Genomic DNA, 15,942 nt, shown 5'->3' with positions numbered 1-15,942 from the left:
GAGGGGGAGGGAGGGGGCACCGTCGCTCCTGGACATCGAACCATGCATCTGCTCGCCGCCCGCCAGGACGAACTCGACGCCGGCCCCCAGGCCGAAGATCTGGGGCAGACGCCGGCCGACCTCGTCATGCTGTCCTTTTCCGACAGCGACCTGACCGCGCTCGCCGCCGCATGGCGGGCCGGCCGCGGGCACCTGCCCAGCCTTCGCCTCGCCAACCTCAACCGGCTGGGACATCCGCTGTCGGTCGATCTCTACGCCGACAGCATCGTTGCCAGGGCGAAACTGGTGGTGCTGCGCCTGCTGGGCGGCAACGGCTATTGGCGCTACGGCCTCGACCGGCTGTCCAGCCTCTGCCGGGAGCGCAACATCCCGCTGGCCGTTCTGCCGGGGGAGGCGCAGCCCGACCCCAACCTCACCGCCTACGGCACCGTCGCACCTGAGGCCGCCATCCGGCTGTGGCGCTATTTCACCGAGGGCGGGCCGGACAACATGGCCAATCTGCTGGCCGCCGCCGCCACGCTGGCCGGCACCCCCCTGCCCCATGAGGACCCGGCCCCGGTCCCCCGATTCGGCGTCTATGAGGGCTGGAGCGGGACCGTTGCAGCCGACGCCCCGGTCGCCGCGGTGGTGTTCTACCGCTCCCACCTGCTGGCCGGCGATCTGGCGCCGGTCCATGCGCTGTGCGATGCGCTGGCCGAACGCGGCCTCGGCCCGCGCCCGCTGTTCGTCGCCAGCCTGAAGGAGCCGGATTGCGCCGCCTGGATGCGCGCCAGCCTGATCGCGCAGGATGCCGCCATCGTCGTCAACACCACCGCATTCTCGGCGTCGCGCGAGGACGGTTCGCCGTTGGAGGCCAACGGCAGGCCGGTCCTGCAGGCCATCCTGTCGACGACGCCGGAAGCCGGCTGGCGTGCCTCGCCGCGCGGGCTGGGGCCGTCCGACCTGGCGATGAACGTGGTGCTGCCGGAGATGGACGGCCGCATCGTCGCCCGTGCCGTCGCCTTCAAGGCGGCGGGGGAGCCCGATCCCGACCTGCAATTCGCCGCCCCGGCCCTGCGCCCGATCCCCGACCGGATCGCCTACACCGCCGACCTCGCCACCGGCTGGGTCCGGCTGGCCCGCACCCCGCGGGCGGAGCGGCGCCTGGCCCTGGTGCTGTCCGACTATCCCGGTCCCGGCGGCGGCATCGGCCATGCGGTCGGGTTGGACAGCCCGGCGAGCACCGTCGCGATGCTGCGCCGCCTGTCCGCCGAGGGCTACGCGCTGTCCGGAAGTCCGGACACCGGCGCCGACCTGATGGCGGCGCTGACCGGTCCGCCCATCCCGACCCTGACCCTGGCCGAGTATGAGCGCCTCGCTTCCCAGGACATCCGTGCGCGTATCGCGGCCACCTGGGGCGAGCCGTCCGCGGATCCGGCCTTGCGGAACGGCGCCTTCGCCTTCCGCGTCCTGTCCTGCGGCAATGCTGTGGTGGCGGTGCAGCCCAGCCGCGGCCACGGTCCTCTCACCACCGCCCAGCATCACGACCCCGACACGCCGCCCAGCCACGGCTATCTCGCCTTCCACCTCTGGCTCCGCCATGTGGCGGGGATCCACGCCCTGGTACAGATCGGCGCGCACGGCACCCTGGAATGGCTGCCGGGCAAGGCGGTGGCGCTGTCGGCCGATTGCTGGCCGGAGATCGTCGGCGGCACCCTGCCGGTGCTCTACCCCTTCATCGTCAACAACCCCGGCGAGGGGGTGCAGGCCCGCCGCCGCCTGGGCGCGGTGCTGATCGGCCACCTGACCCCGCCGCCGGTCGAAGCCGGCCTGTATGGCGACCTCGCCGGGCTGGAATCCGCCATCGACGAATATTCGCAGGCGACCGGGCTCGACCCCCGGCGGCTCGGCATGCTGCGGGAAACCATCCTCGACCTCGCCTGGAAGTCCGGCGTCGCCGCCGACTGCAACCTCCGGCCGGACGACGATCCCGACGCCATCCTGTCGCGGCTGGACGCCCATCTCTGCGACATCAAGGAGATGCAGATCCGCGACGGCCTGCATGTCTTCGGCCTCAGTCCCGACGGCGACCGCCGCGACCGCCTGACGGCTGCCGTCGCCCGAACCGCCGATCCGGCAGCCGTCGCCACCGCCGTCGATGCCTGCGGCGAGGCGGAGATGCGGGCGCTGCTCGACGGGCTGGACGGCCGTTTCGTCCGCCCCGGCCCCGGCGGTTCCCCGGCGCGCGGCCGGGCCGACACGCTGCCGACCGGCCGCAACCTCTATGCGCTCGACCCGCGCGGGGTGCCGACGCCGACCGCCTGGACGCTCGGCTGGCAGACGGCCGACGCGCTGATCACCCGTTACCTCCAGGACCATGGCGACTGGCCGCGGCGGTTGGTGGTGGATTGCTGGGGCACGCCCGCCATGCGCACCGGTGGCGACGAGCTGGCGCAGGCGCTGGCCCTGCTGGGGGTCCGCCCGATCTGGGAGAACGGGTCCGGCCGGGTCACCGGCTACGAGATCATGCCGGCTGGCGTGCTCGGCCGGCCGCGGGTCGACGTGACGCTGCGCATCTCCGGCCTGTTCCGCGACGTCTTCCCGCAGCAGATCGCCCTGTTCGACCAGGCGGTGCGCGCCGTCGCCGGGCTGGACGAGCCGGACGACGTCAACCCGCTCGCCGCGACCGCCCGCACCGAGGAAGCGCGGCTCGCCGAAGCCGGCACCGTTGCGGAGGACGCCCGCCGCTGGGCCACCGCCCGCATCTTCGGCGCTGCCCCCGGCATCTACGGCACCGCGCTGCCGGGCATGATCGCGCGGGGCGACTGGAGCGCGCGGGCCGATTTCGGTGCCGCCTATCTGGAGGGCGGCTGCCACGCCTATGGCGCCGGGCTGGAGGGCTTGGCCCTGCCGGCCCTGTTCCGCCGCCGGGTGGGTGGGGCCGATGCGCTGGTCCACCACCAGGACCAGCGCGAGCACGACCTGCTGTCCACCGACGGCTTCATGCAGTACGAGGGCGGGTTCGCCGCCGCCGCCGCGCTGGAGCAGGCCGAGCCGGCACTCTACCACCTCGACAGCGCCGATCCGGAGCAACCGGTGGTGCGCACGCTGGCGGAGGAGATCGCCCGCACCCTGCGCGGCCGTGCGGCCAACCCGCGCTGGATCCGGGGCATGATGCGCCACGGCTATCGCGGTGCCGCAGAGCTGGCGGCCGGCGTCGACACGCTGTTTGCCTTCGCCGCCACCACCGACGCCGTGCGTCGGGACCATTTCGACCTGCTGTTCGACGCCTATGTCGAGGACGGGGAGGTATGGGACTTCCTGTCGCATGCCAATCCGGCGGCGGCCCGGCACATTGTGGCCCGCATGGGCGAGGCGCTCGACCGTGGCCTGTGGCATCCCCGCCGCAACTCCACCGCGGAGGATCTGCGCCGCCTCCGGGAGATCGCCGCATGACGCCGCCACCCGCCACTTGGCCGAGACGCCGCGGCACCTGCCCCGGCGTGCTCGCCCCCATGGAGGTCGGCGACGGGCTGTTGCTGCGCGTCCGCGTCCCGGCCGGCATCCTGCCCGCCGGCCATGCCCGCTATATTGCCGAGCTGGGCGACCGTTACGGAAACGGACTGATCGATCTCAGCCACCGCGGCAACCTGCAGCTTCGCGGCATCGCCGCCGAGGGTCTGGAGGCGGTGACCGATGCGTTGCGCGCCATGGGTTACGTGTCGGCCGATGCCGCGAGCGAGGCGGTCCGCAACGTCCTGTGCTCCCCGACCGCCGGGCTCGACTCCACTGCGCCGATGGACGTACGGGGGGTGGCACGTACGCTCGATGCTCGGCTGGCGGAGGACGGTGCGCTGCACCGCCTGCCGCCGAAGTTCGGCTGGCTGGTCTGCGGCGGCGGGATCGGCCATCTGGCGGACAGCAGCACGGACGTACGCTTCGACGCCGTGGATGACGTACGCTTCCGGCTGTCGCTGGGAGGGACGCTGGCGACGGCCGTGCCGCTCGGGCTGTGCCGGGCCGCGGATGTGGCGGACATCGCCTCCGCGCTCGGCCGCGCCTTCCTGGAGCTTCGCTCGACCATGCCGGAGCCGCCGCGCCGCATGGCCGGGCTGGTTGCGGCGATTGGGATTGAAGGAATAGAGCGCCTCTCCGCGCAGATATTCCCTCCCCCGCCCAGCTCTCGCACAAAGCTCCGCTTTGTGCTGACGCGGCAGGCGGACCTTAGGCCCGCCGAGAGCGGGGGAGGGTCAGGGTGGAGGCAAGCGCCGCATCTCATGGATCTCTTCGGCGCTGCCGAACCCCCTCATCCCTCCCTTCTCCCCGGGGGGGAGAAGGGGTTGGCCCCGGCGCTGCCGGTCGCCTTCCCCTTCGGCCGCCTGAGCGCCGCCACCCTCGCCGCCCTCGCCACGGCCTGCGTCGAAATCCGCATCACGCCCTGGCGCGCCCTGATCCTCGTCGCCCCGTCCGCCGACGCCGAGGCCGTCGCCCGCACCCATGGCGCCATCCTGTCCCACACCGACCGCCGGCTGAAGCTGACCGCCTGCAGCGGCATCGGCGGCTGCGATGTCGGCACCACCGACACCCATGCGACGGCGCTCGCCATCGCCGACCGCGCAGGCCCCTTGCTGGACGCGGTGCGAATGGTGCATGTGTCGGGCTGCGCCAAGGGCTGCGCCCATCCCGCCATCGCCGACGTCACCCTGACCGCCCGCGACGGACGGTATGACGTCGCCCTGAATGCCGAACCCGGTGACGATTCCTCGCACACCGGCCTGTCTCCCGCCGACGCGGTGGCCTGCGTCGCGGATCTGTTGACCGAGGAGTCTTCCGGTGCCTGAGCCGCTCTACGACTATATCCGCGACGGAGCGGCCATCTACCGCCAGTCCTTCGCCACCATCCGGGCGGAGGCGGATCTGTCCGCCATCCCCGACGACCTCAAGCCGGTGGCGGTTCGCGTGATCCACGCCTGCGGCATGGTCGATGCGGCGCAGGATCTGCTGTTCTCCCCCGGCGTCGGCACCGCGGCCCGTGCCGCCCTGCGGGCCGGCGCCGCGATCCTGTGCGACAGCGAGATGGTGGCGCATGGCGTGACCCGCGCCCGGCTGCCCGCCGGCAATCCGGTGGTCTGCACGCTGCGCGACGCCGCGGTGCCGGAACTGGCGACCAGCATCGGCAACACCCGCTCGGCCGCCGCGCTCGACCTGTGGGGCGACCGGCTGGGCGGTTCGGTCGTCGCCATCGGCAATGCGCCGACGGCGCTGTTCCACCTGCTGGAGATGCTGGCGGCGGGCGCCCCGAAACCGGCGGCGATCCTGGGCTTTCCCGTCGGCTTCGTCGGCGCGATGGAAAGCAAGGAGGCGCTGGCCGGGAACCCCTTCGGCGTCCCCTATCTGGCGATCCGCGGCCGGCGCGGCGGCAGTGCCATGGCCGCCGCCGCCGTCAACGCGCTGGCGAGCGACGTCGAATGAGCGGCGAGATCCTGTCCCCCGGCATCCTCCCTCCCGGCCGCCTGTTCGGCGTCGGCGTCGGTCCCGGCGACCCGGACCTGATGACCTTGAAGGCGGTGCGCACCATCGGCGCCTGCCCGGTCGTCGCCTATTTCTGCAAGCGCGGCACCAGGGGCCATGCGCGGCGCATCGCCGATGGCGCCATCACGCCCGACCATGTCGAGCTGCCGATGGTCTATCCGGTGACGGTCGAGTTGCCGCCCGACCATCCCGACTATGGCCGGCAGATCGAGGACTTCTTCGACGAGTCCGCCGAACGGATCGCCGCCCATCTCGCCGCCGGCCGCTCGGTCGCCGCGCTGAACGAGGGGGATCCGTTCTTCTACGGCTCCTTCATGCATCTGTTCCTGCGGCTGTCGACCCGTTTCCCGACCGAGGTCGTCCCCGGCGTCACCAGCATGGTCTGCAGCGCCTCGCTGCTGCCGCGCCCGCTGATGCTGCGCGACGACGTGCTGTCGGTGATCCCCGGCACGCTGGACGAGGCGGCGCTGGTCCGCGCCCTGACCGCGGCGGATGCCAGCGTGGTGATGAAGCTGGGCCAGAATCTGCCGAAGGTCCGAAGGGCCATCACCGCCGCCGGGCTGGCCGAACGCGCCTGGTATGTCGAGCGGGCCAGCATGGACGAGCAGCGCTTCATGCCGTTCCTGGAGGCGCCGGACAGCGCGCCCTACTTCTCCCAGATCGTCATCCCCGGCGAGGGCAAGCGCGGATGAGCGACGCGCAGACGACCGGCTGGCTGAAGGTGGTCGGGCTCGGCCCCGGCCCGGAGGAGTGGCTGACGCCGCAGGCACGGCACGATCTGGCCGAGGCGACCGACCTCGTCGGCTATTTCCCCTATGTCGAGCGGGTGCCGCCGGGGCCCCAGGTCCGCCACGCCTCCGACAACCGGGTCGAGCTGGACCGCGCCCGCTTCGCCCTCGATCTGGCGGCGCAGGGCCGGCGGGTCGCGGTGGTGTCGGGCGGCGATCCCGGCATCTTCGCCATGGCCGCCGCGATCTTCGAGGCGCTGGACGATCCGGACGCGCCGGACGCCTGGCGTGCCGTGCCCCTGTCGGTCGACCCCGGCGTGTCGGCGATGCAGGCCGCCGCCGCGCGGGCCGGGGCGCCGCTGGGCCATGATTTCTGCGCCATCTCGCTGTCCGACAATCTCAAGCCGTGGGAGGTGGTGCTGAAGCGCCTGCGTCTGGCGGCCGAGGCGGATTTCGTCATCGCGCTCTACAACCCGATCTCCCGTGCCCGGCCCTGGCAGCTCGGCGCGGCGTTCGACGCCCTGCGCGACATCCGGAGCGCCGGAACCCCCGTCGTGCTGGGCCGCGCCATCGGCCGGCCCGACGAGGCGCTGACCGTCACCACGCTGGGCGAGGTGCGGGCGGAGCAGGCCGACATGCGCACGCTCGTCATCATCGGCGCGTCCCACACCCGACTCGTTCCGCGCGCGGACGGCGGACGCTGGGTCTACACGCCCCGGCATTATCGGGGGTGAGGATGGTTGCGATGGCGGTGCGGACTGACATGCCCCCTCCCCATCCCTCCCCCGCTTCGCGGGAGAGGGGGCAGAACGCTTGTCGAGTTGCACGAAATCGCGAAGCGGCGGCAGTTCCCTCTCCCGCGAAGCGGGGGAGGGTTAGGGTGGGGGCAAATGTTGAGGACGCAAAAGCCTCACATCCCCTCCAACCACTCCATCGCGTCCTCCACCCCGTACAGCTCCGCCACGCCGTTGCCGGCCGGCCGCTGCACCATCACCACCGGCAACCCCAGCTCCCGCGCGGCTTCCAGCTTCGCGTCGGTGGCGCGGCCGCCGCTGTTCTTGCTGACCACCACCTCCACCCCATGCCCGCGCATCAGCGCCCGTTCGCCCTCCAGGGTGAAGGGACCGCGGTCGAGGATCAGGCTCATGCGCGGCAAGGCCGGCATCGGCTCCGGCGGGTCGACGGCACGGATCAGGTAGCGTTTGCCCGGCATCGCCTCGAAGGCGGCGACCTCCTGCCGGCCGATGGTCAGGAACACGGTGTCGCCCAGATCACGCAGGGCTTGCGCGGCAGCGTCCATGTCGGGCACGCCGATCCAGCGGTCACGCGGCCCGGCCACCCAGGCCGGGCGGGTCAGCAGCCGCAACGGCACGCCGGCCTGCGCGCAGGCTGCGGCGGCGTTGGCGGAAATCCGTGCCGCGAAGGGATGGGTCGCGTCGATCGCCGCGCCGATGCCCTCGTCGCGCAGATAGGCGGCAAGCCCCTCCACCCCGCCAAAGCCGCCGATGCGGGTCGGCAGCGGCGGCAGGACCGGGTTCCTGGTGCGTCCGGCCAGCGACACCCGCGCGTCGATGCGCGGATGGCTGGCCAGCCGCTTGGCAAGCGCCGTCGCTTCCGTCGTGCCCCCCAGAATCAGCAGCCTCGGCACCGGCTTCCCCTCCCCGCTCGTCAGGATCGACGCCATGGATAGCATGGGAACGGCCCGCTGGCTCACCATCGTCGGCATCGGCGAAGACGGCTGGGACGGTTTGTCGTCCGCCGCCCGCGCCGCGGTGGAAGGCGCGTCCTTCCTGCTTGGCGGTGTCCGCCATCTCGGGCTGGTGCCGGTCGTTGCCGGACAGGAACGGTCGGCATGGCCGTCGCCGCTGACCGACGCAATCCCAGGCCTGCTCGCCCGGCGCGGGCAGCGGGTCTGCGTGCTGGCGAGCGGCGATCCCTCCTGGTACGGGGTGGGTGCGACCCTGGCCCGGTTCGTTCCGGCTGCGGAAACGACGGTGATTCCGGCTGCGTCCGCCTTCAGCCTCGCCGCCGCGCGGCTGGGCTGGCCGGTGCAGGACTGCCGCTGCCTGACCATCCACGGCCGCCCGCTGGAGCTTGTCGTTCCGCATCTGCAACCGAATGCGAAACTACTGCTTCTTTCCTGGGACGGAACGAGTCCGGCCAAGCTGGCGGCCTTGGCTCGCGCCCGCGGCTTCGGAGCATCGCGCCTCACCGTGCTGGAGGCGATGGGTGGCCCGCGCGAGGGGCGAATCGACGCCACTGCCGATTCCTGGAGCGACGAGCGCGTCGCCGACCTCAACACCATCGCGCTGGAGTGCGTCGCCGCGCCCGGTGCCCGCATCCTGCCGCTGGCGCCCGGCCTGCCCGACGACTGGTTCGAGCATGACGGCCAGATCACCAAGCGCGAGATCCGCGCCGTCACCCTGTCCTTCCTGGCGCCACGCCGCGGCGACCTGCTGTGGGACGTCGGCGCCGGGTCGGGCTCGATCGGCATCGAATGGATGTTGCGCGACCCGGCCAACCGCGCCATCGCCGTCGAGCACCATGACGAGCGCATCGCCCGCATCCTCGCCAATGCCGCGGCGCTGGGGGTCCCCGGCCTGTCGCTGGCCCGCGGCAAGGCTCCGGCGGCGCTGGACGGGCTGGAGCCACCCGACGCCATCTTCATCGGCGGCGGCCTGACCGCCGACGGCGTGCTGGATGCCTGCTGGACCGCCCTGCCCCCCGGCGGACGGCTCGCCGCCAATGCGGTGACGCTGGAAAGCGAGGCGGTGCTGATCGCGGCGCACAAGCGGCTCGGCGGCGATCTGGCGCAGGTCGCGGTGTCGCGCGCCTCGAATGTCGGCGGTTTCCGCGGCTGGCGCCCGTCGATGCCGGTCACGCTGTGGCGGGTGGAAAAACCATGGACGGCATGAGCTCCGACCGGATCCTGTTCGGCCCGGTCTTCGTCGGGCTGGGCTGCCGCCGCGGCTGCGGGTGGGAGGAGATCGCCGCCCTGGTCGCCGGCGCCTTCGACGAAGCCGCCCTGCCCGATGCGGCGCGCCGGCTGGCCGCGCTCGCCGCCCCGGCGATGAAGTCCGACGAGCCCGGCCTGGCCGAGGCCGCCCGCGCGCTCGGCCTGCCGCTGCGCTTCATCGAGGAGGACGCGATGCTGGCCGCCCAGGACCGCGTCCATACCCGGTCGGCCACCGTGCTGGCCGCCGTCGGTCTGGCCTCGGTCGCCGAGGCCGCGGCGCTGGCCGCCGCCGGGCCGGGATCGCGCCTGCTGCTGCCCCGCCGCTCCACCCCCCGCGCCACCGTTGCACTCGCCCTGCCCGCCGTCGCCCTGCCCGGCGTCACTTTGCCGGAGACCCGTACATGACCGTCCATTTCATCGGCGCCGGGCCGGGAGCCCCCGACCTGCTGACCCTGCGCGGCCGCGACCTGATCGCGCGCTGTCCGGTCTGCCTCTATGCCGGCTCGCTGGTGCCGCGGGAGATCATCGCCCATGCCCCGCCCGGCGCCCGCATCGTCGACACCGCGCCGCTGACGCTGGAGCAGATCGTCGCCGAGTTCCGGGCCGCCCATGCCGCCGGCCAGGAGGTGGCGCGGCTGCATTCCGGCGACCTGTCGGTCTACAGCGCGCTGGGGGAGCAGACCCGCGCCCTGCGCGAACTCGGCATCCCCTACACCATCACCCCCGGCGTGCCGGCCTTCGCCGCGGCGTCGGCCGCGCTCGGGCGCGAGCTGACCCTGCCGGAGGTCAGCCAGACGCTGATCCTGACCCGTACCGAAGGCCGCGCCTCGGCGATGCCGGCGAACGAGACGCTGGAGGTGCTGGGAGCGTCCGGCGCGACGCTGGCGATCCACCTGTCGATCCATGTCCTCGACCGGGTGGTCGAACGGCTGACCCCGCTCTACGGCGCCGGCTGCCCGGCGGCGGTGGTCTACCGCGCCAGCTGGCCGGATGAGCGGGTGGTGCGCGGCACGCTGACCGACATCGCCGCGCAGGTGGCGGCGTCGCCGATGGAGCGCACCGCGCTGATCCTGGTCGGCCCGGCGCTGGGGCATGAGGATTTCCGCTGCAGCGCCCTCTATGACGGCAGCCATGTCCGCCGCTACCGGGGGCTGGGGGAGTGAGCGTCTTCCGTCCGGATGGAAAAGGGTGCAGTCCCCACGATCCGCCCCTGGCGGTCGGTGACGAGCACCTCGACATCGACCGGTGCGCCCTCCAGCATCTCCAGCGCCGCCCGTTGCGCCAGCGCCGCCACATGGTCGGCGAGCGGCAGGCCGGCGGCCTCGGCCATGCCCAGCACCTGCGCCGCGGTGTTGGCGCCGCGCGCCTGCCCGGCCAGCTCCGGCCCGGCGCCCAGATCCGCCAGCCGGTCGGCCAGCCAGTCGAGATCGACGCTGTTGCGCTTGGAATGCAGATCCATCAGCCCGCGCGCCAGCTTGCCGAACTTGGCGAAGCCGCCGCACAGGGTCAGGCGCGGGATCGGGTGGCGGCGCAGGTATTTCAGCGTGCCGCCGGCGAAATCGCCCATGTCGATCAGCGCCTGTTCGGCAAAGCCGTAGCGCGCCGTCACCGCCTTTTCCGACAGATCGCCGGTGCAGGCCGCGACATGGGTCAGGCCGGCGGCCCGCGCCACGTCGATGCCGCGCTGGATCGACGCGATCCAGGCCGCGCAGGAATAGGGCACGACGATGCCGGTCGTCCCCAGGATCGACAGGCCGCCGAGGATGCCGAGCCGGCCGTTCATGGTGCGCCGGGCCAGCAGCTCGCCATTCTCCACCCCGACCTCGACCACCAGGTCGGCCGGCCGGCCGGCATCCTTCGCCGCCTCCCCCACCGCCTGGGCGATCATGGTGCGCGGCACCGGGTTGATGGCGGGCTCGCCCACCGGCAGCGGCAGGCCGGGCAGGGTCACGGTGCCGACGCCGGGACCGGCGCGGAAGGTGACGCCGCTGCCGGGCGGGCCGTGCCAGACCCGCGCCCGCACCAGCGCGCCATGGGTCACGTCGGGGTCGTCGCCGGCATCCTTGACCACGCCGGCCGCAGCCCAGGGGCCGTCCGCCCCCTCCCCCCGCTCCGTCACCGCCAGCGCGAAGGCCGGGGTCTGGCCGCCGGGCAGGGTGACGGCGACCGGATCGGGAAACTCCCCGCCGAACAGGGCTTCCGCCGCCGCGCGTGCCGCGGCGGTCGCACAGGTTCCGGTCGTCCAGCCGCGGCGCAAGGGTGTAGCATGCTCCGGCATGCCGTCGCCGCCGTCCGCCTTCCCGCTTTCCAGCCCCGAGTCCGCGTTCATGTCGTTTGAGTCGTCCATTCCCGAAAGCGTCCAGGTCCCCTTCGCCCCCGGCAGCGTCTGGCTGGCCGGCGCCGGTCCCGGCGATCCCGGCCTGCTGACCCTGCTGGCGCTGCAAGGTCTAAGGCAAGCCGACGTCATCGTCCATGACGCGCTGGTCGGCCCACGGATCATGGCGCTCGCCAACCCGGCGGCAAGGCTGGAGTTCGCCGGCAAGCGCGGCGGCCGCCCCTCCGCCCACCAGGACGACATCACCAGCCGCCTGATCGAGCTGGCGCAGGAGGGCCACCGGGTGCTGCGGCTGAAGGGCGGCGACCCCTTCGTCTTCGGCCGCGGCGGCGAGGAGGCCCAGGCGCTGGCCGCCCACGGCATTCCCTTCCGCATCGTGCCCGGCATCACCTCGGGCCTTGCCGGCCCGGCCTATGCCGGCATTCCGGCAACCCATCGCGACACCAACCAGGCGGTGATCCTGGCGACCGGCCACTCGCTGGGCGGCGGGCCGGACTGGCGGACTCTGGCGGCCACCGGGGTGCCGCTGATCCTCTATATGGGGTGGAAGGCGCTGCCGACCATCGCCGCGGAGCTGATGGCCGGCGGGCTTGCCGCCGACACCCCCGTCGGGGTGGTGACCGAGGCGACGACTCCCAGCCAGAAGAGCCTCGTCACCAGCCTCGGCACCTGCGTCGCCGATCTGGCGGCGAGCGGGCTGGAGCCGCCCGCCATCATCGTGATCGGCGAGATGGTGCGGCTGCGCCCGGCGCTGGACTGGCTGCCGGCACAGGCGGCGCTCGTTCATGGTTGATGGACGCATGGCTGAGAGGGCAACGGCCAGGGGCCTGATCGTCGCCGCCCCGGCGTCGGGCACCGGCAAGACGACGCTGACGCTCGGGCTGCTGGCAGCGCTGCGCGCCCGCGGCGTCGCCGTCGGCGCGGTGAAGTCGGGCCCGGACTACATCGACCCGGCCTTCCACCGCGCCGCCACCGGCCGGCCGAGCGTCAATCTCGACACATGGGCGATGGGGCCGGACCTGCTGGACGGGCTGGCCGCCCGTGCCGCCGAGGGGGCCGAGCTGCTGGTGTGCGAGGCGCTGATGGGGCTGTTCGACGGGGTCGCCGGCATCGGCGCCACCGGCACCGGCTCGACGGCGGAGATCGCGGCGCGCACCGGCTGGCCGGTCCTGCTGGTGGTGAACGCCAAGGGCCAGTCGCAGTCGGCAGCGGCATTGGTGAAGGGCTTCGCCACCTACCGTGACGACGTGACCATCGGCGGGGTCGTGCTGAACAATGTCGGCAGCCTGCGCCACACCGCGCTGGCCGGCTCCGCCATCGAGGCGCTCGGCATCCCGCTGCTGGGCGCCCTGCCCCGTGCGCCGGACCTGACCCTGCCCGAACGCCATCTCGGCCTCGTCCAGGCCGACGAGACCGAGGGGCTGGCCGACCGGCTGGCGGCGCTGGGCCGTTTCGTCGCCGAGCATGTCGACCTCGACCGCGTCGCCGCGCTCGCCCGCCCGTCGCAGGCCGGCCCCGGCAGCGCCGCCCCGGCACTGGCGCCGCTCGGCCAGCGGGTCGCCATCGCCCGCGACGCCGCCTTCACCTTCGTCTATCCGCACCTGATGGAGGGCTGGCGCGCCGCCGGGGCGGAGCTGCGCTTCTTCTCGCCGCTGGCGGACGAGCCGCCGCCGGAGGATTCGGACGCCGTCTATCTGCCCGGCGGCTATCCGGAACTGCATGCCGGCCGCCTCGCCGCCAACGGGCGCTTCCGCGAAGCCTTGCGCGCCGCGGCGGAGCGGATGCCGGTCTATGGCGAATGCGGCGGCTACATGGTGATGGGCGAGACGCTGGAGGATGCCGACGGCGTCACCCACCCGATGACCGGCCTGCTGGGCGTGCGCACCTCCTTCGCCAGGCGGCGGCTGCATCTGGGCTATCGCCGGGCCGAGCTGACCGCCGACGGGCCGCTGGGGCCGGCCGGCACGCCGCTGATGGGGCACGAGTTCCATTACGCCTCGACGCTCGCGCGCGGCGACGACGCGCCGCTGCTGACCGCGAGGACCGCCGACGGCAGCGACCTGGGCGGGCTCGGCGGCCGGCGCGGGCTGGCGCTGGGATCCTTCGTCCACCTGATCGCGAAGGGGTGAGGTCATGAGTGAAGGTATGGACGACGCCTTCGATGCCGCCGAGCGCGAGGCGCTCTACAAGGCGATCTTCTCCCGCCGCGACGTGCGCGGGCAATTCCGGCCCGACCCGGTGGCGCCCGAGGTGCTGGACCGCATCCTGCTGGCCGCCCACCATGCGCCGTCGGTCGGCTTCATGCAGCCCTGGAACTTCATCGTCGTCACCGATCCCGCCGTGAAGGCCCGCATCCATGCCGATTTCTCCCAGGCCAGCGAAGAGGCCGCGGCGATGTTCGAGGGCGAGCGGCGCAGCCTCTACAGCCGCCTGAAGCTGGAAGGCATCCGCGAGGCGCCGGTCAATCTCTGCATCACCTGCGACCGCGAGCGCAGCGGCCCGGTGGTGCTGGGCCGCACCCATATGCCGGCGATGGACCTCTACAGCTGCGTCTGCGCCGTGCAGAACCTGTGGCTGGCAGCGCGGGCGGAGGGGCTGGGGGTCGGCTGGGTCAGCATCCTGCACGAGGACGCGCTGAAACAGGCGCTGGGCATTCCCGAGCGCATCGTGCCGATCGCCTATCTCTGCATCGGCCACGTCACCCATTTCGAGACGGCGCCGGAGCTGGAAAGCAAAGGCTGGCGCCGGCGCCTGCCGCTGGAGGAGCTGGTGTTCCGCGACCGGTGGGGCGCGTGACAGGTGACTGCCGGCTACGCCCGCATCCACATCCTCACTCTTCGGCTTCAGCGGAGAACGAAAGCATGACCGCGGATATTCCTTCTGGCCCCGACCTGTTCGACCGGCTCGTCGCCGGGGCGCGGCCGGACTGGGCGGCCTATGTCGACCACGCCTTCGTGCGCGGAATGGGCGACGGCACCCTGCCGCAGGCGTGCTTCCGCCATTATCTGGTTCAGGATTACCTGTTCCTGATCCATTTCGCCCGCGCCTACGCGCTCGCCATCTACAAGGGCCGCGACCTGCGCGAGATGCGTTCGGCGCTCGGCGGGCTGAAGGCGATCCTGGACGTCGAGATGGACCTGCATGTCGGGCTGTGCGCCGGCTGGGGCCTGCCGGCCGCCGAGCTGGAGCAGGCGGCGGAGGCCAAGGCGACGATGGCCTACACCCGCTATGTGCTGGAAACCGGGCTGCGCGGCGACCTGCTGGATCTGCATGTGGCGCTCAGCCCCTGCGTCATCGGCTATGCCGAGATCGGCCGCAGGCTGGCCGCACTGCCGGGCGCCCTGGACGAGGGCAACCCGTACCGCGTGTGGATCGCCGAATATTCCGGCGACGCCTATCAGGAGGTGGCGCGGTCGGCGCGCGAGAACCTCGACCGGCTGGCGGCCGACGGGATGACGGCGGCGCGCTTCCCCAGGCTGTTGACGGTCTTCCGGCAGGCCTGCCGGCTGGAGGCGGATTTCTGGGAGATGGGGACGACGCTGGCGGGCTGAGGCGGGGCTGGCCGGGGCGGGTGTCCCCCGCCGCGGCCATTCCCGCGGTTCAGCCCATCGTGTGTTCCAGCAGGATCTTCGCCCCCAGCCCGATCAGCACGACGCCGCCGGCCATTTCCGCCCAGCGGCCGAGATGGCTGCCGGCGGCACGGCCGATGAGGACGCCGCCGAAGGCGACGGCGAAGGTCACCGCGCCGATCAGGGCCGAGGTCGTCACCATGTCGACATCGACCAGCGCAAGGCCGGCGCCGACCGCGGCGGCGTCGATGCTGGTGGCGACGGCGGTGGTCAGCAGCGCCAGCCATTCGGACCGCGCGCTTTTCACCGGCCCGCAATCATCCTCCGCCCCGTCGTCGCTGTTCATGACGGCGTTGCGCAGCATGGCGCCGCCCACCGCCAGCAGCAGGCCGAAGGCGATCCAATGGTCCACCGATTCGACCAGGCTGGCGAAGGCGATGCCGACGCCCCAGCCGACCAGCGGCATAGCGAACTGGCAGATGCCGAAGGCGGCGCCGACGCGCATCGCCTCGGGCAGGCCGGACCGGCGCGAGCAGGCCCCGCGGCCGAGCGCCGCGGCGAAGGAATCCATCGACAGACTGAAAGCGAGAGCGAGGGATGTGGCGATCATGGCTATTCCCGGGCCAGACAACGCAGTGGAATCGGACGGACCCCGGCTGGCCGCGGAGATGCCCGATCCACTGGTCTCGCCGGGTCGGCCCGATGGCCGCCGTGCGCGCCATGGCGGAAACGGCCGAAGGCCGGAACCGTCCAAGTCTGTTGACGCGAACCCCACCGGATCTGCTCGCCGGCGGGTGGCTACTCCCCAATGACGGGGGAAGTCCTACAGGCGCTGGGGGCTTC

The 15,942-nt window shown here is 72.8% G+C and carries 15 protein-coding genes and 1 riboswitch; of the genes, 12 read left to right on the top strand and 3 right to left on the bottom strand.

All coding sequences use genetic code 11. The features are described 5' to 3' along the window. Positions 1 to 42 precede the first annotated feature (42 nt). From cobN to cobJ, 5 genes are read left to right on the top strand one after another with little or no spacing between them, the layout of a single operon-like run. Positions 43 to 3,435 carry a cobaltochelatase subunit CobN gene (gene cobN, locus ABMY26_RS34920; protein ID WP_372400030.1) on the top strand — a complete coding sequence of 1,131 codons (3,393 nt, stop codon included), beginning with the start codon at positions 43 to 45 and terminating at the stop codon, positions 3,433 to 3,435. Further along, a complete protein-coding gene (cobG, locus tag ABMY26_RS34915) occupies positions 3,432 to 4,820 on the top strand; it encodes a precorrin-3B synthase (RefSeq protein ID WP_372400029.1) in 1,389 nt (462 codons plus the stop codon). The genes cobN and cobG overlap by 4 nt, the downstream gene beginning before the upstream one ends. Then, positions 4,813 to 5,451 (top strand): precorrin-8X methylmutase, encoded by a 639-nt coding sequence (locus ABMY26_RS34910; RefSeq protein WP_372400028.1) that lies wholly within the window; start codon positions 4,813 to 4,815, stop codon positions 5,449 to 5,451. Before cobG ends, ABMY26_RS34910 begins: the two co-directional genes overlap by 8 nt. Continuing rightward, positions 5,448 to 6,203 carry a precorrin-2 C(20)-methyltransferase gene (locus tag ABMY26_RS34905; RefSeq protein ID WP_372400026.1) on the top strand — a complete coding sequence of 252 codons (756 nt, stop codon included), beginning with the start codon at positions 5,448 to 5,450 and terminating at the stop codon, positions 6,201 to 6,203. The genes ABMY26_RS34910 and ABMY26_RS34905 overlap by 4 nt, the downstream gene beginning before the upstream one ends. Beyond that, positions 6,200 to 6,973 (top strand): precorrin-3B C(17)-methyltransferase, encoded by a 774-nt coding sequence (gene cobJ / locus ABMY26_RS34900; protein ID WP_372400025.1) that lies wholly within the window; start codon positions 6,200 to 6,202, stop codon positions 6,971 to 6,973. The genes ABMY26_RS34905 and cobJ overlap by 4 nt, the downstream gene beginning before the upstream one ends. A gap of 176 nt (positions 6,974 to 7,149) precedes the next feature. Here cobJ and ABMY26_RS34895 read toward each other — a convergent pair whose 3' ends face one another. Then, positions 7,150 to 7,887 carry a cobalt-precorrin-6A reductase gene (locus ABMY26_RS34895; protein ID WP_372400024.1) on the bottom strand — a complete coding sequence of 246 codons (738 nt, stop codon included), beginning with the start codon at positions 7,885 to 7,887 and terminating at the stop codon, positions 7,150 to 7,152. A gap of 43 nt (positions 7,888 to 7,930) precedes the next feature. On the opposite strand from ABMY26_RS34895, the gene cbiE reads away from it, so the two are divergent. Genes cbiE through cobM form a run of 3 tightly spaced genes read left to right on the top strand, consistent with a single transcriptional unit; the run spans position 7,931 to position 10,358 of the window. After that, positions 7,931 to 9,154 carry a precorrin-6y C5,15-methyltransferase (decarboxylating) subunit CbiE gene (cbiE, locus tag ABMY26_RS34890; RefSeq protein WP_372400506.1) on the top strand — a complete coding sequence of 408 codons (1,224 nt, stop codon included), beginning with the start codon at positions 7,931 to 7,933 and terminating at the stop codon, positions 9,152 to 9,154. Continuing rightward, positions 9,142 to 9,600, top strand: coding sequence for a cobalamin biosynthesis protein (locus tag ABMY26_RS34885; RefSeq protein ID WP_372400023.1), 459 nt, complete (start codon positions 9,142 to 9,144; stop codon positions 9,598 to 9,600). Before cbiE ends, ABMY26_RS34885 begins: the two co-directional genes overlap by 13 nt. Continuing rightward, positions 9,597 to 10,358, top strand: coding sequence for a precorrin-4 C(11)-methyltransferase (cobM, locus tag ABMY26_RS34880; RefSeq protein WP_372400022.1), 762 nt, complete (start codon positions 9,597 to 9,599; stop codon positions 10,356 to 10,358). Before ABMY26_RS34885 ends, cobM begins: the two co-directional genes overlap by 4 nt. On the opposite strand, the gene ABMY26_RS34875 is transcribed toward cobM, so the two are convergent. Next, a complete protein-coding gene (locus tag ABMY26_RS34875) occupies positions 10,337 to 11,473 on the bottom strand; it encodes a cobalt-precorrin-5B (C(1))-methyltransferase (protein WP_372400505.1) in 1,137 nt (378 codons plus the stop codon). The genes cobM and ABMY26_RS34875 overlap by 22 nt on opposite strands. Before the next feature lie 49 nt (positions 11,474 to 11,522). Here ABMY26_RS34875 and cobA point away from each other — a divergent pair, with 49 nt between their 5' ends. From cobA to tenA, 4 genes are all read left to right on the top strand, one after another. Beyond that, on the top strand, positions 11,523 to 12,323 hold the full coding sequence (gene cobA / locus ABMY26_RS34870; RefSeq protein ID WP_372400021.1) for a uroporphyrinogen-III C-methyltransferase: 801 nt from the start codon (positions 11,523 to 11,525) through the stop codon (positions 12,321 to 12,323). Positions 12,324 to 12,330: 7 nt separating this feature from the next. After that, positions 12,331 to 13,659, top strand: coding sequence for a cobyrinate a,c-diamide synthase (locus tag ABMY26_RS34865; protein ID WP_372400020.1), 1,329 nt, complete (start codon positions 12,331 to 12,333; stop codon positions 13,657 to 13,659). Positions 13,660 to 13,663: 4 nt separating this feature from the next. Further along, positions 13,664 to 14,326, top strand: coding sequence for a 5,6-dimethylbenzimidazole synthase (bluB, locus tag ABMY26_RS34860; protein WP_372400019.1), 663 nt, complete (start codon positions 13,664 to 13,666; stop codon positions 14,324 to 14,326). A 65-nt stretch (positions 14,327 to 14,391) separates the two neighbouring features. Next, positions 14,392 to 15,081, top strand: a complete 690-nt coding sequence (tenA, locus tag ABMY26_RS34855) for a thiaminase II (RefSeq protein WP_372400018.1) — start codon at positions 14,392 to 14,394, stop codon at positions 15,079 to 15,081. A gap of 49 nt (positions 15,082 to 15,130) precedes the next feature. Here the strand turns inward: tenA and ABMY26_RS34850 are convergent, their stop codons facing one another. Continuing rightward, positions 15,131 to 15,709 carry a manganese efflux pump MntP family protein gene (locus ABMY26_RS34850; RefSeq protein ID WP_372400017.1) on the bottom strand — a complete coding sequence of 193 codons (579 nt, stop codon included), beginning with the start codon at positions 15,707 to 15,709 and terminating at the stop codon, positions 15,131 to 15,133. 83 nt (positions 15,710 to 15,792) lie between these two features. Further along, positions 15,793 to 15,918, bottom strand: a riboswitch (yybP-ykoY riboswitch). Between the last annotated feature and the right edge of the window lie 24 nt (positions 15,919 to 15,942).

It is taken from the genome of Azospirillum sp. HJ39, assembly GCF_041507355.1.
Taxonomy (GTDB): domain Bacteria; phylum Pseudomonadota; class Alphaproteobacteria; order Azospirillales; family Azospirillaceae; genus Azospirillum; species Azospirillum thiophilum.
The sequence above is the reverse complement of the archived record's forward strand: the minus strand, read 5'-3'. Positions and strand labels throughout refer to the sequence as shown.

Coding starts and splice junctions, on each gene's coding strand:
- tenA (WP_372400018.1), top strand. CDS start 14,392: ATGACCGCGGATATTCCTTCTGGCCCCGACCTGTTCGACCGGCTCGTC.
- cobG (WP_372400029.1), top strand. CDS start 3,432: ATGACGCCGCCACCCGCCACTTGGCCGAGACGCCGCGGCACCTGCCCC.
- ABMY26_RS34875 (WP_372400505.1), bottom strand. CDS start 11,473: ATGCCGGAGCATGCTACACCCTTGCGCCGCGGCTGGACGACCGGAACC.
- bluB (WP_372400019.1), top strand. CDS start 13,664: ATGAGTGAAGGTATGGACGACGCCTTCGATGCCGCCGAGCGCGAGGCG.
- cbiE (WP_372400506.1), top strand. CDS start 7,931: ATGGGAACGGCCCGCTGGCTCACCATCGTCGGCATCGGCGAAGACGGC.
- ABMY26_RS34850 (WP_372400017.1), bottom strand. CDS start 15,709: ATGATCGCCACATCCCTCGCTCTCGCTTTCAGTCTGTCGATGGATTCC.
- cobA (WP_372400021.1), top strand. CDS start 11,523: ATGTCGTTTGAGTCGTCCATTCCCGAAAGCGTCCAGGTCCCCTTCGCC.
- ABMY26_RS34905 (WP_372400026.1), top strand. CDS start 5,448: ATGAGCGGCGAGATCCTGTCCCCCGGCATCCTCCCTCCCGGCCGCCTG.
- ABMY26_RS34885 (WP_372400023.1), top strand. CDS start 9,142: ATGGACGGCATGAGCTCCGACCGGATCCTGTTCGGCCCGGTCTTCGTC.
- cobM (WP_372400022.1), top strand. CDS start 9,597: ATGACCGTCCATTTCATCGGCGCCGGGCCGGGAGCCCCCGACCTGCTG.
- cobN (WP_372400030.1), top strand. CDS start 43: ATGCATCTGCTCGCCGCCCGCCAGGACGAACTCGACGCCGGCCCCCAG.
- cobJ (WP_372400025.1), top strand. CDS start 6,200: ATGAGCGACGCGCAGACGACCGGCTGGCTGAAGGTGGTCGGGCTCGGC.
- ABMY26_RS34865 (WP_372400020.1), top strand. CDS start 12,331: ATGGCTGAGAGGGCAACGGCCAGGGGCCTGATCGTCGCCGCCCCGGCG.